Source organism: Shewanella sp., assembly GCF_041630135.1.
Classification (GTDB): Bacteria; Pseudomonadota; Gammaproteobacteria; order Enterobacterales; family Shewanellaceae; genus Shewanella.
In genome coordinates this window covers 23,895-47,443 of sequence record NZ_JBFKLW010000024.1, presented here as the reverse complement: position 1 = coordinate 47,443, position 23,549 = coordinate 23,895, and the positions used below count along the sequence as shown (strand labels likewise).

Sequence of the window (23,549 nt, the reverse complement as noted above, 5' to 3'; positions counted from 1 at the left end):
GAAAGTGAACGGGAGAGCACTATCATGACCAGACAACAGAGTAAGACCCAAGGCATTAACCGTCGCCAGTTCCTGGCGACGACGGCCCGGCTGTCCTGCGCTGTTGCTCTGGCCGGAGGCGGCATTGCCACAGTAGCCAAATCACAGCCGCTGGGTCCCCAGGCCATCAGGCCACCGGGGGCACTGGCCGAACAGGATTTTCTGTCGGCCTGCGTGCGCTGTGGCTTGTGTGTCGAGGCCTGCCCCTACGATACCCTGAAACTCGCCCGCTGGTTTGAACAGGCACCCACCGGCACGCCCTGGTTTGAGGCCCGCAAGGTGCCCTGCGAGATGTGTGATGATATCCCCTGCATCAAGGCCTGCCCCAGCGGCGCCCTCGAGCAGGCTCTCACCGACATCGACCAGGCGAAAATGGGCATTGCCGTACTGATTGATGAGAAAAACTGCCTGAACTTCAAGGGGCTAAGATGCGATGTCTGTTATCGGGTTTGCCCGCTGATTGATAATGCCATCACCCTTGAGCGTTCACGCAATGAACGCAGCGGCCATCACGCCATGTTTATTCCTGTCGTTAACCCGGATACCTGCACCGGCTGCGGCAAGTGTGAACATGCCTGCGTGCTGGACGAGGCGGCCATCAAGGTACTGCCACCCCATATCGCCATGGGTAAAACCGCCGATCACGACACCTATTTCAATACCGAAAGCACCACCCTTGAAATGCTGAACAAGGGGTTTGAACTATGAGCACAGCCAAGGTAAACCAGGCACGCTTTGCCGAGGATGCCATCCGCGAGCTGGGATGGTGGAAGGCGCATCGCTTTTTGCTGCTGCGCCGCGCCACACAGCTGACCGTGCTGGCGCTGTTTGCCATCGGCCCTCTGTTTGGTCTGTGGCTGCTCAAGGGCAACCTGTCGTCCAGCTTGCTGCTCGACACCATTCCCATGGCTGATCCGCTGGTCACACTGCAGCTGCTTACCTCCGGCCATGTGCCAGAGGCCAGCCTGCTGATTGGCGCTGCCATTATCGGCCTGTTTTACGCGCTGATGGGGGGGCGGGTGTTCTGCAGCTGGGTGTGTCCGGTGAACATGGTGACGGATCTGGCGGCATACCTTCGCAGACGCTTTGCCCTGCCAAGAACCCCGGAGCTGCCGCGCCAGCTGCGCTACTTTATGTTGGCGCTGGTGCTGCTGTTGCCTGTGGTGACGGGCGTGGCCGCCTGGGAGTGGCTCAATCCCGTGCCCGTACTTTACCGCGCCGTGCTGTTTGGCGCTGGTGCCGGGCTTGGGCTGCTTGTCGCTATCTTCCTTGCAGATCTCTTGCTGGTCGAGCGGATGTGGTGCTCGCACCTGTGCCCCAGCGGCGCCCTGTTTGCCCTCCTTGGCAAGTTAAGCCCGGTAAAGATGACCGCGGTGAACGCCAAAGACTGCAACAACTGCATGGATTGCTTCGTGGTCTGCCCCGAGCGTCAGGTGCTCAAACCTGCTCTCAAGGGCGCAAATCCGATGATTACAGACTCGGACTGCACCCAGTGCGGCCGCTGTATCGATGTGTGTGCCAAAGGCGTATTCCAGTACAAGAACCGATTTACATTCCAGGATAATCCTTTACAGAAAAGCCCCCGAATTGCCAAGAAGGCGGAGAACGAACAATGAAAAGAGTACTCACCTTAGCTGCGCTGTTTGTCGCCATCGCCGGTTGCAGCGGCCAGAACGCCCCGGTGAACAATGAGCCGGTTAATGTCCAATCACTGGCAGGCAGCGCCCAGATCACTGACGTGCGCCCTGCCGATGCGCTGCCCACCTACCCCAAGCGTGGCACCGCTATCGAGCGTAACTACAGTGAGCAGCCACCGCTTATTCCCCACAAGGACGACTACGCCATCAGCTTAAATAAAAATGGCTGTATGAACTGTCACAGCTGGGATAAGGCCGAGCGGATGAAAGCCACCCCAGTGGCCAAGTCCCACACACTGGACGCCAAGGGCACCCTCAATGGTCAGAACTACTTCTGTACCCAGTGTCACGTGGCCCAGGCCGACAACAAGACCGAGCTGGTGGAAAACACCTTCAGCACCAAATAAGCCGGTTGCCATTAACAAAAAGCCCCGCAATCGCGGGGCTTTTTGTTTGCAGTGTTATTGGTTTGGGTCACTTATCACAGCGCCACCAAAGCAGCCTGTCACCATTTTCCAGCAATTCATCCGGTTGCCAACCTGCCTTAATATAAAAGGCTTCGGCACGGGTGCCGGGCTCAGTGGTCAGTTTTACCTCACACAGATGGTGCTCACGAAAGTAATCCATCATGGTCCGCAGCAGACTCCGGCCATAGCCACAACCTTCAGCGTGGGGAGCCACAAATAACGCCCACACACTGGCCTGCTCCCGATTGGCAATGGCAAACGCCTGAATCTGACCATTTTCCTCCACCACCCAGCCCCGGCCACTTTGCGCAATTTGCGGCAAATAATCGGCTTCGGTAATGGCGCTGCTGGTGAGACGGTTTTCCTTTACCGCCAGGCGAATCCGGTGCATGGCGGCAATATCTTTATCAGTGGCTTGTCTTAACATGTAGCTACCTGAGTTTAAAATCAAATCTGTTGCTGACCAAGGCTCTGGCGTGCGGCCGCCGCCAACGCACGGTAGATAATGGTGGTGTGCTTGGCCTTGATATTCCAATGCTGCCAGTATAGGGCCACATCCATGCCAAGCCCGGGGCACAGGTCAACCAAGGTGCCTGCAGCAATGAGTTTGTCGGCTTGCAGATGCCCCACCAGACCATAGCCCAAATGCTGCACTATGGCATCCAGAAAACCTTCCGACGAGGGCACTGTATGCTGATAAAAACCATTGACTGGCATGGAGAAATAGCTCGACAGAAAGCGCTCATGCAGCCTGTCTTTGGTGGAGAAAATTACCGCCGGAGCCTGGCTCAGGGCCTCGGTGGTCAGGCCGTCGGCAAAAAAGCGCGCCACAAAGTCAGGCGTGGCCACGCAGCGGTAGTGCATCACCCCCAGGAACTCACTGGAGCAGCCCGCCATTGGCTCGGCAGTGGTGGTCACGCAGCCCACCGCATCGCCATTTTTCAGGAGGTTATGGGTATAAGACTCGTCATCCACAATCAGCTTCATCAGCCAGCCGTAGCGGGCAAACAGCGGGCTTAACGCCGGTAAGAACCAGGTGGCGAGGCTATCGGCATTGACTGCGATGGCAATTTGGGTCGGCTTGCCCGGATCTTCTGCGTTAAGCTCGCTGCCAAGCTCACTCTCAAGCAATGCCACCTGCCGATAGTGGCGCAAGAGCCTCTTGCCTGCCGGGGTTGGCGTAACCGGCACCGAGCGGATCAGCAGCGACTGACCTATGCGCTCTTCAAGCTGGCGAATGCGCTGTGATACCGCCGACTGGGTGATACAGAGCACCTTGGCGGCGCGCTCAAATCCCCCCGCCTCTACCACCGCAGCCAATGCTTTCAGATTGGTGTAATCCAGCATGCCCGATCCCCTGTCGCCATCATCTGTTAACAGCGCAAAAACATTATAAGAGTTTCTAATGTCCCATAAAAAACATTAGTTATCTTAATTATTTTTTCTTGGATAAGCTGCGCTCAATTGCTACAGAGTCGAGGAAAACCCAGTGGAAACCGCATTCGTTCAGGGGCTGGCCATAGGCGCCAGCCTTATCATCGCCGTTGGCGCCCAAAACGCCTTTGTACTCAAACAGGGGATAATGCGCGCCCACAGCCTGCCCATTGCCCTGACCTGCTCCATTATCGATGCGCTGATGATTGCAGCCGGTGTGGCAGGTCTGGGGTCACTGGTGCTGGCGTTTCCGATACTGAAACACGCTGCCAGCCTGGGCGGCGCGGCCTTTTTGATCTGGTACGGCACCAATGCCCTGAAGGCCTCCTTCAGCGATAAGGAAATGGATTTGTCCAAAGCCACAGGTGCGGGCAGCCTCAAGGCAGCGCTGATGACGACTCTGGCCATCAGCTTTTTGAATCCACACCTGTATCTGGATACCGTGGTGTTGCTGGGCTCCATCAGCACCCAGTTTTCCGGCCCCGACCGCCAGTGGTTTGGTGCAGGCGCCGTGCTGGCCTCGTTTGTGTGGTTCTTTACCTTGAGTTTTGGTGCCAGACTGATGGCTCCTATGTTTGCCAGGCCTGCGGCCTGGCGTTATCTGGACCGCTTTATCTTTGCCACCATGTACAGTATCGCCACCGCGCTGCTGTGGCCTTACGCCAAGGCGTTGCTGCAATGAATCCCTTATCGCTGTGCCCGCCCCAGAGCGGGCATGGCTTAGCGGCCATTTCCAATAGCTTATCCGGCACTGCACTCCCCAAGCGCGTAGTCAAAGCTGCCGCCGCCATCGAGGCACGCATCCACTGCCATAGATAACCCTTTCTGTCTCATCCCAGGCATCCCCGGAGGCTTGCACCGCGCCGGGACGCGCCAACACAACAAATGCCAATAGCTACTATACTTCTTCATACTCAGGTTGGAGAAAACAGCGATGGACAGAAAATTCATCATCACCGCCCTCATCTACGCCATTATCGGCATGTGCCTTGGCATTTACATGGCCAAGTCCGGCGACCACGGCCACAGGGTCAGCCATGCCCATATCATGCTGGCGGGCTTTGTGGTGTCCTTTATCTATGGCCTGTGCCACAAGTTGTGGCTGCCTGGGGCTTCAGGCGCCCTGGTACAGGCGCAGTTCTGGTTGCATCAAGTAGGAGTACTGATGATGTCGGCGGGATTGTTTCTGCTCTATGGCCAGCATATAGCCGTGGAAACCATCGACCCTGGGCTGGCCATCTCTTCACTGATGTTACTGCTTGGCATGGTGCTTATGCTGGTGCTGTTTATCAAAAAGCCAACAGCACCACATTAACTCAGCGACCAAGAGTCAGGCTGGAACCAGCACCAAGGCCAAGGCGCCATACCCGGCCGAAATGCTTGTAATGGCCTGCTGCAAGCCCGGCATCACTGCCCATGCCGTGGTAAAGGTCGAGATGACCGCCATCCACGGCGCCGCCGGTATCCAGCGCTATCAGCAGCCTCAGCTCATGCTTGCCGGTCCAATTTCCTTCAACATCCAATACAGGCACCTCGGCCAACAGGGGCGTGCCCATGGGCAACAGCAACTTATCAGCGGCAACGGCCGCCATCGGCAGCAGCGGAATACCGGCGCTGCCGAGCACATCCAGGTTGGGGCGGGACTGGAAGAATACATAGGAGGGGTTTTGCGCCAGCACCGGGATGACCTTCTCCTTTGGATTGGTGTCGGCCCAGTTCTTAATGGCCTTTAAAGACATCTGCTCCCGAGGCACTTCTCCCGCCTCAATCAGCACCTTGCCAATGCTGCGATAAGCATGGCCATTTTTGCCACCGTAGCCCAAGTATTCCAGGCTGTTATCATCGCCATAATGCACAAAGCCCGAGCCCTGCACCTCCATCAGAAAGGTGTCGATAAGGCTGTCGCTGTAGGCAAGCTCCAGCCCCTGCCCCGCCAGAGCGCCCTGTAAAATGGCTTCACGGCTTGGACAGGGCGTTTTTTGTTTTACGCACCCAGGCACGCCATAGAGCGGATATTGAAAGCGGCTGTCTGGCTCGTGCCGTACTTCCAGCACGGGGGAGAAATAACCGGTAAAAAGCACGTGCCCCTGACGGTCGGCACCACCCAGCTGGGCTGCTTCTATACCGAAGTTTCCCAGAGACACTGGATCGCCGCCACTTTCAAGCCACTGTGACAGCTGCTGGTATACAGCAGCGTACTTGGCGGCCAGCCTGGGTGAGCGTGCAAGCACCAGGCTGCTTTGGTCAGCAAAAGTGCTGTAGTTACGGCCGGCATCAGACTGCACAGCGGCCACCCAATTGAGAGCCTCTGGCAGCTCTCCGTCCTGATAACGCTTACCAAGTTCCTTGTCAGGCTGACTTGCGCAGGCACTGATAATCGTGGCCAGAAGCAGACAACTGACGGATTTAAACGGGGCTGATTTCACCTTTGGCTCCAAAGCGGTAAAGATTGCCGCACCATGCCAAAAATCACGGATAAAGGCAAAGCCATTCATCATTTTGCGGCCAGTTTCAGCTTGACTCACTCTGGTCAAATTTTTACCATACGCGGCCAGTTTTACAGAGGTGCCTATGGCGCAAATCACTGACCAAATTTCCCTTGCCGTGACCACCCTTAACCGGGGTGAGCTGGTGGCTATGCCCACAGAGACGGTATACGGCCTTGCCGCCGATGCCGCCAACGAGGCTGCTGTCGCCAAAGTATTTACCTTGAAGGGCCGTCCGGCGACAAATCCACTCATTGTGCATGTGGCCGACGCGAGCTGGATTAATGACTGGGCCTGCGATATCAGTACCGACGCCGAAGCGCTGATGGCGGCCTTCTGGCCCGGTCCTCTGACTCTGGTACTACCGGCAAAAGCCGGGGTATCCCGCACTGTAACCGCTGGGCAGGATACAGTTGCCTTAAGAATGCCGGCGCATCCGCAGGCGCTGGCGCTGCTGAATGGCCTTGGCCGCGCCTTGGTGGCCCCTTCAGCCAATAAGTACATGTCCATCAGCCCTACCAGCAGCGACCATGTGGCGCGCCAGTTCGCCGATGATGAGCTGCTTATTCTGGAAGGTGGCAACTGCGAAGTAGGACTGGAATCTACCATTGTGGCACTGCTGCCCGGCGATGAACCCAGATTGCTGCGACCCGGCATGGTAACTGTGGCCAGCATCGAAGCTGTGCTTGGTCGTCCTGTTGCCCAGCAAAGCGGCGGCGTAGTGGCCCCCGGACAGCATCACAGGCATTACTCCCCCGGCCTGCCCTGTTACCGTTTTGGGGCAAACACAGATATGAGCCATCTGTATCAGGCCGAAGATATTGGCTGGATCTTCTGTGGTGGTGGCCAGCCTGTGGCCGGAAAGCTGATTGACCTTGGCGCCGAGCCTGAAGGCTATGCACAGGGGCTATATGATGCTTTGTATCAGCTCGACCACCAAACCTTAAGCGCCATCTACATTGCCGAACCGCCGCACGGCAGCGACTGGCAAGCGGTGCATAACCGTCTCGAGCGGGCCGCCAAGCCGCTCTAAAAAACCGCGGTAAAAATCACCTGTAAAAAAGGGGCCCAGCGGCCCCTTTTCGATATTCACAACAGTCGACTTAAAGGTGTATGGCTATTTGGGCAATTCCAGGGAGCCGAAACGCCCCGTCTGATAGTCATTGATGGTCTGCCGGATTTCTTCCTCGGTGTTCATCACAAAGGGGCCCATATGCACGATTTTCTCACCTATGGGCTCACCGGCAAACAGCAGCACTCCGGCGCCTTCAGCGGCGGCGATAAATTCGATATTACCGGCCTCCAGTACCAGATACTCGCCCTGTTCATGGCGCTCGCCGTCGTCCCCTATCAGAGTCCCCTGATATATATAGGCACCGGCAAAACCGCGATGGCCAAGGGCACAGCGCGCGCTGCCATTGGCTTGCAGGCTTAAGTCTGCCACAGCACCATTGGCAGCCAGGCCTTGGATTAAGCCTTCAAGCTGGTGCCCTTCAAACTGCCAACTGCCTGCGAGCGGATAAAGGCTGGCGCCACGGCCATTGTCATGGCGCGGCTTGTCCATTTGTGTGCTGTCCAGATAGCGTGCCGGGCGCATTTTGTCGGCGGCAGGCATGTTGAGCCATAGCTGAAAGCCATGCAGGCCATCGTTGGCATCGGCCAGCGGCATTTCTGAGTGAATGACCCCGGAGCCGGTGCTCATCCACTGCACATCAGCGCCGCGGATAGCGCGCACATTGCCCATGTGGTCACGGTGCTCAAATCCACCCTTGCGGATATAGGTAAAGGTTTCAATGCCCCGGTGAGGATGTGGCGGAAAGCCGCCGATAAAGTCACTTTTATCGTCAGAACGGATTTCATCCACCATCAAAAACGGATCCAGCAGCAGCCGGTTAAAGTCGGCCACCCGGCGGATATTGACGCCGTCTCCATCCATGGCGGGGCGGGAAAATAAACGGGTCTTGAGTTTCATGACGCTTCCTCCAGTTTAATGAAGAACAGCATATTCCGACTCAAGACGAAAGAATATCGCAATATTACACGCTAACGTTTCGAATAAATCGAATAACCATCAATCGGGTTTAAATACCCCAATCACAGCGCCGGTGGCCTTTTTAGCAACCTTTTCATCTGCTTGTTGCTCGCGGTAATCACACTCAACACACTCAACGGTTTCAACACCATTGTCTTTAAACAGCACTATGCTGTCGGTTGCACCACACTTGGGGCACTTGGCGCCAGCCACAAAACGTCTTTTATTCTGACTCATTGGAAACACCCACCTGAAAAAACGCCGCTATTGTGCCACAGCTTACACAGTCTGCCCTAATCCCGGCTTCACGCTGGATGCCAGCGCCGAACTTGGTTATCATTCAGCCCTTTCCCACTGCGTGTTGAATATCCATGATCACCCTGTCCCAGGCCCAGCTTATCCGCGGCAGCAAAGTCTTGCTGGATGAGGCCAATCTCACCATTTACCCCGGCCACAAAGTTGGTCTGGTCGGCGCCAACGGCACCGGCAAGTCGTCACTCTTGGCGCTGATTATGGGCAAGCTGACGCTGGATAAGGGTGAGCTGCAGGTACCGCGCGAATGGCGCATTGCGTCGGTGGCGCAGGAAACCCCGGCACTGGATGTCTCGGCACTGGAATATGTGCTTGATGGCGACGTGGAGTTTCGGGAGCTGGAAGCGGACCTGCGTCAGGCCGAAGCCGACAACGATGGCCATGCCATTGCCCTGCTGCACGGCAAGCTTGATGCCATTGGTGGCTACAGCATTCGCGCCCGCGCCGGTGCCTTGCTGGCGGGTCTGGGTTTCAGCGAAGACAAACAGTCATCGCCGGTACGCAGTTTCTCCGGTGGCTGGCGGATGCGTTTGAATCTGGCTCAAGCACTGCTTTGTCGTTCAGAATTGTTGCTGCTTGACGAACCCACCAACCACCTTGATCTGGACACCATGTTCTGGCTCGAGGATTGGATCAAGAGCTACCCGGGCACCCTGGTGCTGATAAGTCACGATCGCGACTTTATCGATGCCATTGTCGATGAAATCGTCCATGTGGAGCAGCAAAAGCTCAACTACTACAAGGGTAACTACTCCACCTTCGAGCGCACCCGTGCCGAGCGCATGGCGCAGCAGCAGGTGGCCTTTGAGCGCCAGCAGCGGGAGCGCGCTCATATGCAGTCCTTCGTCGACCGTTTCCGCTACAAAGCCAGCAAGGCCAAGCAGGCACAGAGCCGCCTGAAGGCATTGGAAAAGATGACTGAGCTGCTGCCCGCCAAGGCCGACAGCCAGTTCTATATGGAGTTTCGCGAGCCTGCCAGTCTGCCAAACCCCTTGGTGGCCATGGAAAACGTGTCTGTGGGTTATAGTGAAACGCCCATCCTCGGTAAGGTACATTTAAACTTGGTGCCCGGTGCCCGTATCGGTCTTTTGGGCCGCAACGGCGCCGGTAAATCGACCCTGATTAAACTGCTGGCCAGTGAACTCAAACCACTCACCGGCAAATACGAACCCAACCCGGGCCTCACCATTGGCTACTTTGCCCAGCATCAGCTGGAGTATTTGCACATGGATGACAGTCCGCTGATGCACCTGCAGCGTCTGGCACCCACTCATCGCGAGCAGGAGCTGCGGGACTTCCTCGGTGGTTTTGGCTTTAATGGCGACATGGCGCTGTCACCGGTGGCTCCCTTCTCCGGCGGCGAAAAAGCCCGTCTGGTGCTGGCATTGCTGGTGTGGCAACGTCCCAACCTGCTGCTGCTGGACGAACCCACCAACCACCTGGATCTTGAGATGCGCCACGCGCTGACGCTGGCACTGCAAACCTTTGAAGGCGCGATGGTAATTGTCTCTCACGACAGACATCTGCTACGGTTGACCTGCAACGATTATTATCTGGTCGATGGCGGCGAAGTCAGCACCTTTGAAGGGGACTTGGACGATTACCATCAGTGGCTGCTGGATGCAGCCAAGGCAGCGGCATCCCGCGCCTCCAGCAACGACAATGAACGCCCCACCGTCGACAAAAAGCAGCAGAAACGGCTGGAAGCCGAACTCAGACAAAAGCTATCACCGCTGAAAAAGCAGCAGGACAAACTGGAACAACAACAGCAAAAGCTGGCACAGCGCCTGTCGGTACTGGAACAACGCCTCGCCGACACCAGCCTGTACGACGCAGCCAACAAGGCCGAGCTGACCCAAATTCTGGCCGAACGAACCACCCTTGGGCAGCAACAGGAAGAAAGCGAAATGGCCTGGCTGGAGTTACAGGAACAAATTGATGCCATCGAACTTGAGGCCATGGGCGCCGCTTGATGGCGAAAGGAGCCGGAAATTGACCACAGAGGAAATCTTCACCCCTGAGCTTTGGCATGCCTGCGAGGCTCACTACAGCAGCCACGAGGCACTGTGCCTTTCGCTGCAGGAAGACTACCATCTCAACGTCAATCTGCTGCTGTTGGCCTGCGAACTCGACCGACAGAGTATCGGATTGCCGGCAGAGCAATGGCAACAACTTATCAGGGATGCAGCCTCCTGGGATGAACGGTTAATAGGTCCCTATCGCCGCTTGCGCCAACTGGCCAAAGCCAGTCTCAGCGATAATGAATACCGGCAGATGCTGGATGTGGAACTGATGATGGAGCGCAAGGTGCAAACCTTGCTGCTGCATCGGCTGAATCAGATTGAAGCCACCGAAGGCGATGCTGACAACCTCAGGCTGCTTTTATCCGAATTTGGCCTTGAAATCGACGTGGCCGCCAAGCTCAGATACTGACTTTAACCCACATAAAAAAGGCGCCCATGGCGCCTTTTCTATGTCTTGAATGTCTTACTGTTGAAACTGGCTCTTAGCCCTCAGTCACCGGGGCATCGAGAACGACGTCTGACGCCGGTGCCGCTGCCGGCGTTAACTCCTTTGCCAACGCAGTGGCATTACGGGCGGTAATGCCATAAATCGAAAGCTGCGGGTTAGCCCCCAGACTGGTTGGGAAAACCGAGCCATCCATCACCGACAGGTTTTGCAGATAATGACTGCGCCCCATGCTGTTGACCATGGTTTTGGCCTTATCTTCACCCATGGGGCAGCCGCCCATCACATGCGCCGACGCCACCACAGTTTTCAGTGGCGCCAGTGGCATATCGGCAATTGCCGCTTTAGCCTCCTGCCATGAGTTTAAATACCCCACCCCTTCACTGATAGGCAACACCTTGCGGGCACCGGCGGCAAATTGCAGCTCGGCCATGCTGGCAAAGGCTCGCCGTGCTGCCTGCCAGAAACCTGCGCTGAGCGGATAATCCAGGGTGAAGCCATTGTCGGTCAGCATCACCTTGCCACCGGGGCTGTCGGGATGGAAGCCATCGCGGATCAAGGCTATCACCACCTGCAACTGGTTAAAGTTGGCCATCAGCTCTGCATGGCTCTTTCCAAACCCGAGGGTTTTGGAAGCAATCAGCACGGGATGAATGGGCGGCACTTCCAACTTGTAGCCAAGCTCACCGGCGGCCCCGTTTTGCCAGACAAACTGGTCGGAATAAATTGATTGTGGCGCACCACTGTGGCCATTAATGGCCTCATCGAACAGAGCCCCCGAGAGCACGGTGGGATGCAGCAGGGTACGTTTACCCAGCAGCTGCATGGGGTCGGCAAGTTTGGAGCGCATCATCAGCACCGGAGTATGGATTGCGCCACCAGCCAGAATATAGTGCTTGCCCTTGAGCATCAGCTCATCAGCACGGGGCTTAAGGGCGGCATCCCGGGCCCGAACCCGAATACCAAACACCTTGTCGCCCTGATGTTCAATCTTCACCGCTTCAAAACGGCTCAGCAGGGTCGCGCCACCACTGAGCGCCGCCGGAATTGTGGTAACCAGCATCGACTGTTTGGCATTGACCGGACAACCCATGCCACAATAGCCGGTGTTCCAGCAGCCGAGTACATTGCGCTTGATAACGGTGTAATCCCAACCCAGTTGCTCACAGCCTTTACGCAGCATGGCATTGTTGCGATTGGGATCAAAGGTCCACTGACTGATATTAAGCCGCTGTTCCATTTGCTCAAACCAGGGGGCCATGTCCGCCTCAGACATACCCTTTACAGCATATTCTGCAGCCCAAAAATCCAGCGCATGGGACGGGGTGCGAATCGAGGTGGTCCAGTTCACTGTAGTAGAGCCGCCCACCGCACGCCCCTGAAAAATCCCAATCGCTTTATCGGCTGTTTTCATCGCCGCAGCCTGCTGATACAGATTGGGGTAGGCAGTGCGCTCTTCCATATCAAAGTCACTGGAGGAGCGCAGCGGCCCCTTTTCGACCATGATGACCGACAGGCCAGCCTGAGTGAGAATTTCAGCAGCTGTACCACCGCCAGCACCGGTGCCGACAATAATCACGTCCGCTTCGAGAGTTTGCAGCTTGGCGGGCGCTTCGTAGCTGGCACCATCCAGATGTTTCCAACCAGCCGCCAGCCCTTCACGGATGGGATCCACAATAGCCATAACGGTCTCCTTAAGCCTGGACAGCGATCCCGGGTAACTCGGGTTTTGCGTAGTTGAGTGCAACCCAATGTTCGGGGCAGCTGTAAAAGCTGGCAAGCACCAGCTCCCGAAGACCCAAATAGGCGCTATTAAACAGCGCAAGGCTGCTTTGGCGCCAATCGTCAATAAAGGCGTTCAGCTCTGCTGGCGTGCGCAGCAGCAGCGGTGCCATGCTGCCGGTAAGCAGTAACAGACCGAAGCGATTTTCGAGGGAATCGAGCAACTGCAGCAACTCCTGACGCTGATCGGCAGGCAGCACTGATACGGTTTTGGCAATGGCATCCAAGGTGCGATTCATGGCGGTTTCCCTTGGCAACGCCATTTCGGGTAAGGCACCATCAAGCAATACCGGCAGCAGCACTGAAAACAACAGCCGGTGCTCCTCATCGTAGCTTTCATCCAGCGCAAACTCGGGCTGATACAAGCTCACACCCAGCGCCAGCGCTGCAGTGCCGCCCAGGGCAGCGAGTAAAAATGTGCGTCTATTCATTGACTCCCCTCCTGCCAAGGCAGGTTAAGTCCTGACAGAACCAAACGGCAATCATCGCACAGGGTACTTTGTGCAGCCACCGCTCATGGTTATAATTGCCCAACTTAAACACACGTTTTATTTTCGGGCAACTAAATCAAAGGTATGACCAGCTATTTCAGACCCGCCTGGTGGGCGAAAAGCCCCCACGTACAAACCATACTGCCGGTATTGACCAAAAGGCCAACACCGGCTCTCACACGTGAGCGGCTGGAGCTGCCCGACGGTGACTTTCTCGATTTGGACTGGCTGGGTAAAGCAGAAGATGGCAAGCCGCTGATTTTAGCTATCCATGGATTGGAAGGCAGTGCCCGCTCCCACTATGCCAGCCGCTTGTTGCACAGCTGTAAGGCGGCCGGCATTGCCGCCGTAGTTCACCATCACCGCAGCTGCTCAGGCGAGCCCAATCGACTGCCCCGTTCCTACCACAGCGGCGATACCCAAGACCTGGCCCATACCCTGCAATGTATCCGCCACCGCCTGCCGCACAGCCCCATACTGGCAGTGGGTTACAGCCTGGGTGGCAATGTGCTGGGTAAATATCTGGGGGAACTTGGCAAGCAAAGTGAGATAACGCGGGCGGTAGTGGTCTCGGCGCCACTGCAATTGTCGGCCTGCGCCAAGCGACTGGAGAAGGGCTTCTCACGGGTGTACCAGAGCTACCTTATCCGCCAGCTGCAGACCAAACTTGCTTTTAAAGTAAATGATGCCCGGCTGGGACCGGCTATGCCGGTGCTGTCCCAGGATGTGAATTCACTGCAAACTTTCTTTGAGTTTGATGACAAGGTCACGGCGCCATTGCACGGCTTTGCCAATGTGTACGATTATTATCAACGTGCCAGCGGCATGCCGTTTCTGAAAAACATCACCACTCCGACGCTGGTAATGCACGCCGCGGACGATCCTTTTATGACGGATGCGGTGATCCCCAAAAGTGCCGAGCTGTCACCGGCGGTGGAGTATGAGCTGCACAGCAACGGTGGTCACGTCGGCTTTATCGATGGAGGCAGCCCCTGGCGGCCACGCTTTTATCTGGAGCGACGCATTTTGCAGTTTTTAACCGGAGGTCTGCATGCTGATCCCCTATGACGCCCTGGGGCAGTTGCCCGCGGAAACCCTGAACAACCTTATCCGCGAATACCTGTTAACCCAGGTGGAGGATGGCAGCTTCGCCAGCCTGGATAATGACGGGCTTGAATGTGCCATCGCCCATTGCAAAGGCTTACTGAAAAAAGGCGAGCTTGTTGTGGAATATTCGGAAGACAACGACAGTGTCGGCATTCGTCAAAAGAGTGAACTGGCCGCTTACAAAGGCCTTGAATAACCGCGGGCACTATTGACCGGCAGGGGCCGAACCCCGTATAACTAAAGGGTTTCGCTAGCTTTTCATCTTTTATTAACATTTCAGGAAGCGCCATGTCTGCCAAGCATCCCATCATTGCGGTTACCGGCTCATCCGGCGCCGGGACCACGACGACGACGACCGCCTTCAACCACATTTTCCGCCAGCTTGGTATCAATGCGGCCTATGTGGAAGGCGACAGCTTCCACCGTTATACCCGCGCTGAAATGGAAGTGATGATCCGCAAGGCTAAAGCTGAAAACCGCGACATCAGCTACTTCGGTCCGGAAGCCAATGATTTTGGCCGCCTGGAACAATGCTTTGCCGATTACAGCGCCACCGGCACCGGCGAAACCCGCAGTTACCTGCACACCTTCGATGAAGCCGTGCCCTATAACCAGATGCCCGGCACCTTTACCCAATGGCGCCAACTGCCCGGCGATACCGATATGCTGTTTTATGAAGGTCTGCACGGCGGAGTAGTCACGGCTGAGCATGATGTGGCGCAGCATGTGGATTTATTGATTGGTATGGTGCCTATCGTCAATCTGGAATGGATCCAGAAAATTATCCGCGACACCTCAGACCGGGGCCATAGCCGTGAAAAAGTGATGAACTCCATCGTGCGTTCCATGGACGATTACATCAACCACATGACGCCGCAGTTTTCGCGCACCCATATCAACTTTCAGCGAGTTCCTACGGTTGACACTTCCAACCCGTTCTCTGCCAAGGCTATTCCCAGTCTGGATGAAAGTTTCGTGGTAATTCGTTTCCGCGGCTTTAACAAAGTGGATTTCCCCTATTACCTGTCGATGTTACAGGGCAGCTTTATGTCGCGGATGAACACCATGGTGGTGCCCGGTGGCAAGATGTCACTGGCGATGGAGCTTATCCTGACCCCTCTGATCCGGGAGTTGCAGGAAAAACGCCAAGAAATCCATGATGCAGATACGGGGTCTGAATAAGTCCAAAAAGTGACTTTATTAATCGCGATTTCAGTTTCTCTTAAGTCATAGGGCTTATGCTGTGTTTCGTCGGGATTTCAGGCGAAATTACGATAGTTGACATACTCTCGGGAGCGGATTCCCCCATCTTGATCTGTTCGCTCCCCTGAGTATGTCAGCGACCTCACCCAAAGCAGCACCCTTGTTTGGACTCCCGCCCCCCCTCTCCCCCTCCCAAAAAAATAAACAACAAAAAACCCGAACGAGTCGGGCTTTAGTGCGTTAAGAGGCATTTACGGCTGCAAAGGGATCACTTCCCGATAAGGCTTACCCTGCTGATAATGCTTAAGGCGCTGATGAAACTCTTCGGCCTTTACCTCTGTTTGCTTAACATGCTCAAGGGCCGCAATAGCGCGCTGCTGGGCGGCAACGGCATTGTTAAAGTCTCCAAGTTCGGCATAAGCCGCGGCCAGGTTATCCAGATTTGTCGGGTCGTTGGCGTTTTCAGACAGCAGCTTCAATGCCAGGGTCACCGCCTTGGAGCCATCGCGGTATTTGGCTTCGGGACAGGTGGCTAGAATCCAGGCGGCATTGCCAAGGGCAACCTGATCACCCGCCAGCTGAAATTGCTCAATCGCCCGGCCACAGTTACGTTCAACGCCATCACCACCGGCCGCATAAATAAAGCCGAGACGGAAATTGGCCCAGCGCTCACCGCGAAGACTCATTTGCAAGTACCAACGTTCGGCTTCGGCAAGATTACGATTTACCAACTGGCCTTCAAAACGCAAATCGGCGAGTGCTTTTTGCGCCTTGTCATGGCCTTGATTGGCTGCGCGGCCAATCCATTGCAAACCAAGATCGGCATTTTTGGCAACATAGCGGCCGGACAGATGCATCAATCCCAGCAAAAATTGTGCATCTGCATCTTCTTTGGCGGCCCGCATTTCTATATGCAGTAATTTTCCTGCGGCCTCATCGCCAGCAGGACGGGGCAGCGAGAACGCCTGAACCGCACCCACATTCATCAATAGAACTATTGCTGCAGTAATACCTTGCCAGTACTTCACATCTTGGCTCCCTGTTGCATCAGTTTCATGAGTTAGCCAGAAAACACCAACTATGTCGAGTATCAAAAGGTACCATGGCGCCCCACTTTACCAAATGGAAGAATAACACCACTAATCGCTACAGCATGCCATTAAAGGATGACATCGATCCAAACCGAAAGATTTGGGCGTGTGACATAGACTGCATACTGGCGCTTTGAGTGAGATCCACTTACGGTATTGGTTGACATACATCACCAAAACACCAAAATAAATCATTAATTTTGATGCGTAATTGCGTACATTCTGTTGTTCTGAACTTCGATCTGCATCATGGTTTGACCAGATACATTGGCGTAGAATACTTATTTAGAACGACCTTAGTTAAGTTTTTACATGCGAGGAATACGGGCATGGCACTGATTGGCAAACCAAAACCTGATCCAACTTTGGAATGGTTTTTATCCCACTGTCACATTCATAAGTATCCGGCCAAGAGCACCTTGATCCACGCCGGTGAAGACTCTGATACCCTCTATTACATCGTTAAGGGCTCCGTTGCCGTTCTGATTAAAGACGAAGAAGGCAAGGAGATGATCCTGTCTTACCTCAATCAGGGGGACTTTATCGGTGAGCTGGGTCTGTTTGAAGAACAAGCCGAACGTACGGCCTGGGTTCGCGCCAAGCAGGCCTGTGAAATTGCTGAAATTTCTTACAAGAAATTCAAGCAACTGATTCAGGTAAACCCAGAAATCCTGATGAAGCTTGCCGCACAAATGTCTGTGCGCCTGCAGAGCACCAGCCAAAAAGTAGGCGACCTGGCCTTCCTCGATGTAGCAGGTCGCATTGCCCAGACGCTGCTGCACCTGGCACGCCAGCCAGATGCCATGACTCACCCTGATGGCATGCAAATCAAGATCACCCGTCAGGAAATCGGTCAAATCGTAGGTTGTTCACGCGAGACTGTGGGTCGCATCCTTAAAATGCTGGAGGAGCAGAACCTTATTCAGGCTCACGGCAAAACCATCGTGGTGTACGGCACCCGTTGATATAGCATTCAGCTTGACTTAAGTCTGCTCACGTAAAGTGGCTCTCGATCTATCCGGAGCCACTTTTTCTTTTAGGAGTATGCATGTCGCGACGACTGCCTTTGGGCATCCTCATTACATCCGTTCTTCTACAGGGGAAAGTGGCTGCTTCTGCCATTGAGCTGGAGCACTACGAGGCTAAACGCCTGGTCAGTGAAGGGCAGATCTTATCCCTTGATGCCACCCTCAAAAGGGTCGCGGCCTTTTGCCAGGGAAAACTGCTCGACGCCCACCTGTATCAGGATGGAGACTCATGGCGTTACGATTTGCAGTTTGGCTTTCAACGTGGTGAGATAACTCATCTGAGCGTTGACGCATCGAGCGGGAAGCTCAGTCCCGATTCAGAACTGCCGGACGAATGCCAAACCCATGAAACTGCTACTCGTTGAAGACAATGCGATGCTGGTCAAAGAGCTGCAAAAGCAGCTTAAACAGGCCGGCTTTGTAACCGATGTGACCGACAAGGCGGTAGACGCCGACTACCTTATTAAAGAAACCCAATATGACTGCGTGATCCTCGACATCGGTCTGCCCGACGGCAATGGGCTTACTCTGCTTGAAACATGGCGCAATGCGGGTGTTACCACCCCGGTCATCATGCTCACTGCCCGCAGCCAGTGGCACGAAAAAGTCGAAGGTTTCAATGCAGGTGCCGATGACTATCTGGGCAAACCCTTCCATGCCCAGGAACTGCTGGCACGTATTCACGCATTGATTAACCGCGCCCACGGCCGTCCGGCCAGCCCCGGCAAGCAGCTCAGCTATGGCGGCGTCACCCTGGATGAATCCCAGCAAACCGTGCAGGTTGGCGAGCAAACTCATGAGCTTACTGCCATGGAATTCCGCCTGCTGAAAATCTTTCTGCTGTCACCCAAAAAACTCCTGTCCAAGTCACAGCTCACCGACAAGCTGTACCAGTTTGACGATGAAAAAGAGAGCAACGTGGTGGAAGTGTACGTAACCCACCTGCGCAAGAAGCTCGGCAAGACCGCCATTGAAACCCGTCGCGGTCAGGGATATATCTTCCACGGCGTGGAAGTATGATCTCGATTCGCGCCAAGCTCAGTCTATGGCTGACCGGGCTTGTGATTGTGGGCACCATAGTCGGCCTGTTTTTGTTTGAATCCATGCTCAGACAGGCCTTTCACGACTCCATTATCAACCGACTCGAAGAAGATTTAGAGCATGTTATCCTCGCCACCCACATACAGGACGGCGATATTGGCATAGAACAATCGATGCTATCCGGCTTTTATAAACCCGCCTATTCCGGACGCTACTATCAGCTGAACCTGCCCGAAGACGTCATTCGCTCCCGCTCGCTATGGGACCAACAGCTGGACATTTTGGCTCTCTCCCCCGGTGAAACCCGGGTATGGCAGGCCAAAGGGCCGAAAAATCACGATATGCAACTGCTCAGCGTCGGACTCAAATCCCAAAGTAGTAAAATTCAGGCCACGCTGACGGTGGCTCAGGACTTAAGTATCGGCCGCCAGGTGTTCAGTGAAATCTATGGCACCAAGCTGATGGTGAATCTCGGCATGTTATTGGCAATGATCACTGGCATATTTTTGGTGCTGCGCCAATCATTCCAGCCACTGAGCAAAATAAAAGAAGCGTTGTTCCGTCTCAGGGACGGTGAAACTGACCGTCTGGCGCTGGACACCATTCCTGCCGAGCTGCACCCACTGGCCTCCACCTACAACGAGCTTTTGGATTACACCAGCAAGCAGATTGCCCGTAGCCGCAATAATTTGGGCAATTTGAGCCATGGTCTTAAAACTCCGCTGGCGGTAATGCAGCAACAAGTGGAAACCTTAGGGCTGAGCGATCCAGAGATGGCCGAAGCGATGCAGCAACAGCTGGATATGATCCGTAAGATGATTGAGCGCAAGCTCGCCGCGGCGCGCATCACCGGCGACATGCTGCCGGCAGCGCAAATGCAGATCCCAAGGGATATCGACAGCCTTACCGGCACCCTGGAGAAGGTGCATCGCAGCAAAGAAATTCGCTTTGCGGTGGATATTGCCAAAGGTATCAACCGCATGCCTATTCACCGTGAAGATGGCATGGAGCTGCTTGGCAATCTGCTGGACAATGCCTGCAAATGGGCTGCAGGTGATGTATCCCTGCGTATTTTCCCTTCGGAAAACAGTCTATGGCTGGAGATTGAAGACGATGGTCCGGGAGTGGCACCGGAGGCCTTGTCTCAGCTTACTGAGCGCGGCAAACGTCTGGATGAAGCTGTAATGGGGCACGGACTGGGGCTGTCGATTGTGAAGGAAATCTGCGAGCAATACGAACTCATGTTGGATTTTTCCCGCAGCGAACGCTTGGGTGGCCTTAAGGTCAGCATCGGCTTCAGACTCAGCTAATCATCTGCTCCGCGATACAAAAATCCCGGCCTTGGCCGGGATTTTTGTTTGCTGCATTTTTCATCTGCCCGCTGGCAGCTGCGAGATCACAGAGGATCAGTTAACATTGGTGCTCTCAAAAATCTTGTCGGCCGATGCGGCCACAAAACCTGTGTAAAGCTCACCATCAACCTTGGGATAGCGCAGGGCAAACTCGTAAAAACAGCTGGGCAGTTCAACGGTTTGATCGTCAAAGGCCACTGCAATACGGTCAGCCATGGTAGATGACTGCTCCAGCAGCTCCGCAGGCGAGCCTTTTACTTCTCCGCCGACTGCGTTCAGCACAAAGTCACCCTGCTTGAGGGCATCATTCACCTCAAGGATACTGCTGTAGCCGGGCAAATGGTTGATAGACACAGTAAAGTGGTTGGCGCGATAACCAAAGGCAGCGACCCAGGCGGCGTATTCACTCTCAGCCAACAGTTTTTGATAGGTGGCAAAATCCACTTTCCAGTGGCGACCTGAATAGAGGAAGTTCTCAGCTGTTGTGGCCGACTCATCTACCTGTGCCACCATCTCTTTCACAATGGCTTGCAGTTCAGGGCTGAATTCTTCCACCAGCAGCTCGGAAATAAACACCTTTGGCTGGGTAGTATCGGGATGCTCGAAATGCTTTGCACGCAGCTTCTTCTTTTCAAAGTTATAGTCGGCGCACGCCCTGTAACCCAAGGCTTCAAAATGTGCCGCCAGTACGTCCAGATTTACCTTTTCCAGGTTAAAAGTTCGAAGGGCAATATGATCATTGATAATGGCTTCACCCTTACCAAGCAGCGTATGTACTTTGGCGGCGGAAGGGGTCATGTCGATATAGTCCTGCCAGAGGGCGGCAAACAAGGCATTTACATCAGTGTGCATCAATCACTCCTTAACAGCAGCGGGAACCAGTGTGCTTGTGGTGTCCTGCTGCGCCCGGTATTACGGGTGTTCAGTACGTCAGTGGTTACTACAGATACGGGGAATACAAAACGGCGCGCCCAAATGGAACGCGCCGTCAGAGGTTATATCGACAGACCCGGACTCAGGCTGGCTGGCATGGTCACGCTGTCGGACTCCATGGATGCCACCGGATAAGCGCAGTAGTCGGCAGCATAGAAAGCGCTGGCGCGGTGGTTACCTGAAGCGCCTACCCCACCGAACGGAGCTGAGCCAGAGGCACCGGTGATCTGCTTGTTCCAGTTCACAATACCGGCGCGGATACGATCGAGGAAGTACTCGTAGTCGGCTTTGTCGTCAGCCAGAATACCGGCAGACAGGCCATAGCGGGTGTCGTTGGCCAGACGAATGGCTTCATCAAAGCTGCTGTAACGCACTACCTGCAACAGGGGGCCAAAGTATTCTTCGTCAGGTAACTCAATCACATCGGTCACATCAATAACCCCCGGAGAAACCAGCCCTGTACCTGCTTTAAGATGAGTCAGTTCCACCAGTGATTTTCCGCCCAGATTTTGCAGGTTACGCTGTGCATCCAGCATCCCCTTGGCGGCGGTTTCTGAAATCATTGAGCCCATAAATGGCTGCGGCTCGGCATTCCATGGCCCAACCTTGATAGCCTTAACGGCATCAACCAGTCCGGCGAGCAACTTGTCGCCATCAGTGCCTTTCTCTACGTACAAACGGCGGGCACAGGTACAGCGCTGACCGGAAGAGATAAAGGCCGACTGAATAATGTCGTGTATCGCTGCGCGGGTATCACTGACGCCCTTGATAATTAGCGGATTATTGCCGCCCATTTCCAGCGCCAGGATTTTACCCGGATGACCGGCATACTGCTGATGCAGCAGATGACCTGTGCGCGAGCTGCCGGTAAAGAACAGGCCGTCGAGTTGCGGGTGAGAAGCAAGCGCCTTACCTGTTTCCACTTCGCCCTGTACCAGGTTAATCACGCCCTTGGGCAGACCGGCCTTGTCCCAGAGTTTCAGCATCTCTTCGGCCACTTTTGGGGTCAGCTCAGAAGGCTTGAACACCACAGCGTTACCCGCCAGCAGCGCAGGCACTATGTGGCCATTTGGCAAATGACCGGGGAAGTTATATGGGCCGAATACCGCTACAACCCCATGCGGCTTATGACGCAGCACCGCCCGGCCGGCAGCCCCGTCATTAATCTCGGTACCAGTACGCTTATGGTAAGCAGCAATCGACAAACCAATCTTGCCTATCATAGCGCCCGCTTCGGTCGCGGTTTCCCACAACGGCTTGCCTGTTTCCTGCGCTATTACATCGGCAAGCTCAGACTTGTGCGCTTCAAGTTGGGCTCTGTAAGCCTCAACAATGGCCTGACGCCTTTCGAAGCCCAGCATAAACCAATCAAACTGGGCGTTGCGTGCTGCCATGACCGCGGCTTCAACCTGAGCGGGTACCGCCGCCTTGCCCTGCCAAATCACCTCGCCATTGGCGGGGTTCTTTGACTGCATCTCTTTGCCTTCGCCAGCAAGCCACTGACCATTAATAAATTGCGTCATATCGAAATCCTATATTGCCAGTACGCGCACCAGCTCACCCTCTGTAACCATCAGGCCAGCGGCGAGTTCCGGGCTTAAAACAACGTCATCGCCATCTTTGCTTACTTGCAGTTCGGCGCAGCTGGCACGGTAATCGGCCAACTTGGTATTGGAGATAATAAAGCTGTCCTCAGAGGCTGGCATGTCACCAATTCGTACGGTTAACACCCGACTTTCACGGACCCCACGAATATCCTGCAGGTTACATTCAACCGTTGGGCCAGCATCAAAGATGTCAACATAACCACGGCATCGGAAACCTTCGGCACGCAGCAAACTGATCGCAGGTCGGGTATTGGTATGTACTTCACCAATGACTTTTTGTGCGTCTTCGGGCAACAGGCATACGTAAACAGGGTTTCTGGGCATCATCTCTGCCATAAAGGCCTTTTGCCCCAGGCCAGACAGATAGTCCGCCTCAACAAAATCGATACCCAAGAAGTGTTTCTGCAGCCAGGAGTAGAATGGCGAATTGCCATTTTCATCGCTGACGCCACGCATTTCGGCAATAACAGTCTCACCAAAACGGGCCGCATGTTGCGCCAAAAACAGGAACCGACTGCGTGATAACATTCTGCCGTTGTTGCCTTTGCGGTAATCTGCCTGCAAAAACAAGGTGCAAAGTTCGGCTGCGCCTGTGTAGTCGTGACACAGGGTCAGGGTTTCGACCTCATTACGAACCTGGATTTGTTCGGAGTGATAAACCTCTGTACCGAGACGATAGTGATAAAACGCATCCTCCATGCCCACGGCAGCTTCCAGAGCACAGGTGCCCACTACCTTACCGTTAGCTGTATCTTCCAGCACCATCAGATAGCCTTCATCAAAAGGCTTATCGACCGCTTTCTGAAAGGATGCTTCAGAGCGTGCAATTTTGCGTTTGAGCAGTTCTTCGTTAACAGGCAATGAGGTGAAACCATGGCCTGATTCCACTGCAATGCGGTACAGAGAATCGAAGTCACTGGATCGGATTGGACGTATGATTAACATCGTTGTTTCTCCTCCCGGTCCCGCCCGCCGTTTTTTCTTTAATTTTGCCTTTTCAAGGTGCAATAGCCATCGACAGAAATTCTGTCAATGTAA

The 23,549-nt window shown here is 54.8% G+C and carries 26 protein-coding genes; 15 read left to right on the top strand and 11 right to left on the bottom strand.

What is annotated here, in order from left to right; translation table 11 throughout:
• Positions 1-24: 24 nt before the first annotated feature.
• From napG to ABYK60_RS08755, 3 genes are read left to right on the top strand one after another with little or no spacing between them, the layout of a single operon-like run.
• Positions 25-747 (top strand): ferredoxin-type protein NapG, encoded by a 723-nt coding sequence (gene napG / locus ABYK60_RS08765; protein ID WP_041410561.1) that lies wholly within the window; start codon positions 25-27, stop codon positions 745-747.
• Complete coding sequence (napH, locus tag ABYK60_RS08760) at positions 744-1,655, top strand: quinol dehydrogenase ferredoxin subunit NapH (RefSeq protein WP_372871612.1); 912 nt, start codon at positions 744-746, stop codon at positions 1,653-1,655. The genes napG and napH overlap by 4 nt, the downstream gene beginning before the upstream one ends.
• Complete coding sequence (locus ABYK60_RS08755; RefSeq protein WP_372871611.1) at positions 1,652-2,083, top strand: nitrate reductase cytochrome c-type subunit; 432 nt, start codon at positions 1,652-1,654, stop codon at positions 2,081-2,083. Before napH ends, ABYK60_RS08755 begins: the two co-directional genes overlap by 4 nt.
• Positions 2,084-2,150: 67 nt before the next feature.
• Here the strand turns inward: ABYK60_RS08755 and ABYK60_RS08750 are convergent, their stop codons facing one another.
• Positions 2,151-2,570: a GNAT family N-acetyltransferase gene (locus ABYK60_RS08750; protein ID WP_372871610.1), complete on the bottom strand. Its 420-nt coding sequence runs from the start codon at positions 2,568-2,570 to the stop codon at positions 2,151-2,153.
• Positions 2,571-2,590: 20 nt separating this feature from the next.
• Entirely contained in the window at positions 2,591-3,490 is a 900-nt protein-coding gene (locus ABYK60_RS08745) for a LysR family transcriptional regulator ArgP (protein WP_372871609.1), read from the bottom strand.
• A 142-nt stretch (positions 3,491-3,632) separates the two neighbouring features.
• On the opposite strand from ABYK60_RS08745, the gene ABYK60_RS08740 reads away from it, so the two are divergent.
• Together ABYK60_RS08740 and ABYK60_RS08735 are read left to right on the top strand one after the other, a co-directional pair.
• On the top strand, positions 3,633-4,259 hold the full coding sequence (locus ABYK60_RS08740) for a LysE/ArgO family amino acid transporter (RefSeq protein ID WP_372871608.1): 627 nt from the start codon (positions 3,633-3,635) through the stop codon (positions 4,257-4,259).
• Positions 4,260-4,511: 252 nt separating this feature from the next.
• Positions 4,512-4,892, top strand: coding sequence for a TonB-dependent receptor (locus ABYK60_RS08735; RefSeq protein WP_372871607.1), 381 nt, complete (start codon positions 4,512-4,514; stop codon positions 4,890-4,892).
• A gap of 1 nt (position 4,893) precedes the next feature.
• Here ABYK60_RS08735 and mltA read toward each other — a convergent pair whose 3' ends face one another.
• Complete coding sequence (gene mltA, locus ABYK60_RS08730) at positions 4,894-6,102, bottom strand: murein transglycosylase A (RefSeq protein WP_372871620.1); 1,209 nt, start codon at positions 6,100-6,102, stop codon at positions 4,894-4,896.
• A 46-nt stretch (positions 6,103-6,148) separates the two neighbouring features.
• Between mltA and ABYK60_RS08725 the strand changes: the two genes are divergently transcribed.
• Positions 6,149-7,096 (top strand): L-threonylcarbamoyladenylate synthase, encoded by a 948-nt coding sequence (locus ABYK60_RS08725; protein WP_372871605.1) that lies wholly within the window; start codon positions 6,149-6,151, stop codon positions 7,094-7,096.
• 84 nt (positions 7,097-7,180) lie between these two features.
• Here the strand turns inward: ABYK60_RS08725 and ABYK60_RS08720 are convergent, their stop codons facing one another.
• Positions 7,181-8,035, bottom strand: coding sequence for a pirin family protein (locus ABYK60_RS08720; RefSeq protein ID WP_372871603.1), 855 nt, complete (start codon positions 8,033-8,035; stop codon positions 7,181-7,183).
• Between the two features lie 99 nt (positions 8,036-8,134).
• Positions 8,135-8,332 carry a YheV family putative zinc ribbon protein gene (locus ABYK60_RS08715; protein WP_372871602.1) on the bottom strand — a complete coding sequence of 66 codons (198 nt, stop codon included), beginning with the start codon at positions 8,330-8,332 and terminating at the stop codon, positions 8,135-8,137.
• A gap of 134 nt (positions 8,333-8,466) precedes the next feature.
• On the opposite strand from ABYK60_RS08715, the gene ABYK60_RS08710 reads away from it, so the two are divergent.
• A complete protein-coding gene (locus ABYK60_RS08710; protein WP_372871601.1) occupies positions 8,467-10,380 on the top strand; it encodes an ABC transporter ATP-binding protein in 1,914 nt (637 codons plus the stop codon).
• Between the two features lie 19 nt (positions 10,381-10,399).
• On the top strand, positions 10,400-10,840 hold the full coding sequence (locus ABYK60_RS08705) for a TIGR02444 family protein (RefSeq protein WP_372871600.1): 441 nt from the start codon (positions 10,400-10,402) through the stop codon (positions 10,838-10,840).
• Between the two features lie 73 nt (positions 10,841-10,913).
• Here the strand turns inward: ABYK60_RS08705 and ABYK60_RS08700 are convergent, their stop codons facing one another.
• Both ABYK60_RS08700 and ABYK60_RS08695 read right to left on the bottom strand, forming a co-directional pair.
• The gene (locus ABYK60_RS08700; RefSeq protein WP_372871599.1) at positions 10,914-12,560 is read right to left on the bottom strand and encodes a GMC family oxidoreductase N-terminal domain-containing protein; all 1,647 of its coding nucleotides are present in this window, start codon (positions 12,558-12,560) and stop codon (positions 10,914-10,916) included.
• Positions 12,561-12,570: 10 nt separating this feature from the next.
• The gene (locus ABYK60_RS08695) at positions 12,571-13,089 is read right to left on the bottom strand and encodes a TAT leader-containing periplasmic protein (protein ID WP_372871598.1); all 519 of its coding nucleotides are present in this window, start codon (positions 13,087-13,089) and stop codon (positions 12,571-12,573) included.
• Positions 13,090-13,233: 144 nt separating this feature from the next.
• On the opposite strand from ABYK60_RS08695, the gene ABYK60_RS08690 reads away from it, so the two are divergent.
• The 3 genes from ABYK60_RS08690 (at position 13,234) to ABYK60_RS08680 (ending at position 15,438) form a co-directional block, all read left to right on the top strand.
• Entirely contained in the window at positions 13,234-14,217 is a 984-nt protein-coding gene (locus ABYK60_RS08690; protein ID WP_372871596.1) for a hydrolase, read from the top strand.
• Positions 14,201-14,452, top strand: a complete 252-nt coding sequence (locus ABYK60_RS08685) for a YheU family protein (protein WP_372871594.1) — start codon at positions 14,201-14,203, stop codon at positions 14,450-14,452. The genes ABYK60_RS08690 and ABYK60_RS08685 overlap by 17 nt, the downstream gene beginning before the upstream one ends.
• Positions 14,453-14,544: 92 nt before the next feature.
• Positions 14,545-15,438, top strand: a complete 894-nt coding sequence (locus ABYK60_RS08680; protein ID WP_372871593.1) for a phosphoribulokinase — start codon at positions 14,545-14,547, stop codon at positions 15,436-15,438.
• A gap of 272 nt (positions 15,439-15,710) precedes the next feature.
• Here ABYK60_RS08680 and ABYK60_RS08675 read toward each other — a convergent pair whose 3' ends face one another.
• Entirely contained in the window at positions 15,711-16,487 is a 777-nt protein-coding gene (locus ABYK60_RS08675; RefSeq protein ID WP_372871592.1) for a sel1 repeat family protein, read from the bottom strand.
• 392 nt (positions 16,488-16,879) lie between these two features.
• Here ABYK60_RS08675 and crp point away from each other — a divergent pair, with 392 nt between their 5' ends.
• From crp to ABYK60_RS08655, 4 genes are all read left to right on the top strand, one after another.
• A complete protein-coding gene (crp, locus tag ABYK60_RS08670; RefSeq protein ID WP_011761111.1) occupies positions 16,880-17,515 on the top strand; it encodes a cAMP-activated global transcriptional regulator CRP in 636 nt (211 codons plus the stop codon).
• 83 nt (positions 17,516-17,598) lie between these two features.
• Positions 17,599-17,943, top strand: coding sequence for a PepSY domain-containing protein (locus ABYK60_RS08665; protein WP_372871591.1), 345 nt, complete (start codon positions 17,599-17,601; stop codon positions 17,941-17,943).
• Positions 17,924-18,598 (top strand): response regulator transcription factor, encoded by a 675-nt coding sequence (locus tag ABYK60_RS08660; protein ID WP_372871590.1) that lies wholly within the window; start codon positions 17,924-17,926, stop codon positions 18,596-18,598. Before ABYK60_RS08665 ends, ABYK60_RS08660 begins: the two co-directional genes overlap by 20 nt.
• Positions 18,595-19,929, top strand: a complete 1,335-nt coding sequence (locus tag ABYK60_RS08655; RefSeq protein ID WP_372871589.1) for a sensor histidine kinase — start codon at positions 18,595-18,597, stop codon at positions 19,927-19,929. Before ABYK60_RS08660 ends, ABYK60_RS08655 begins: the two co-directional genes overlap by 4 nt.
• 96 nt (positions 19,930-20,025) lie before the next feature.
• Here the strand turns inward: ABYK60_RS08655 and ABYK60_RS08650 are convergent, their stop codons facing one another.
• From ABYK60_RS08650 to astA, 3 genes are all read right to left on the bottom strand, one after another.
• On the bottom strand, positions 20,026-20,823 hold the full coding sequence (locus ABYK60_RS08650) for a DUF1338 domain-containing protein (RefSeq protein ID WP_372871587.1): 798 nt from the start codon (positions 20,821-20,823) through the stop codon (positions 20,026-20,028).
• Between the two features lie 143 nt (positions 20,824-20,966).
• Positions 20,967-22,427 (bottom strand): succinylglutamate-semialdehyde dehydrogenase, encoded by a 1,461-nt coding sequence (gene astD / locus ABYK60_RS08645; RefSeq protein WP_372871586.1) that lies wholly within the window; start codon positions 22,425-22,427, stop codon positions 20,967-20,969.
• Between the two features lie 9 nt (positions 22,428-22,436).
• On the bottom strand, positions 22,437-23,456 hold the full coding sequence (gene astA, locus ABYK60_RS08640) for an arginine N-succinyltransferase (protein WP_372871585.1): 1,020 nt from the start codon (positions 23,454-23,456) through the stop codon (positions 22,437-22,439).
• Positions 23,457-23,549: the final 93 nt, after the last annotated feature.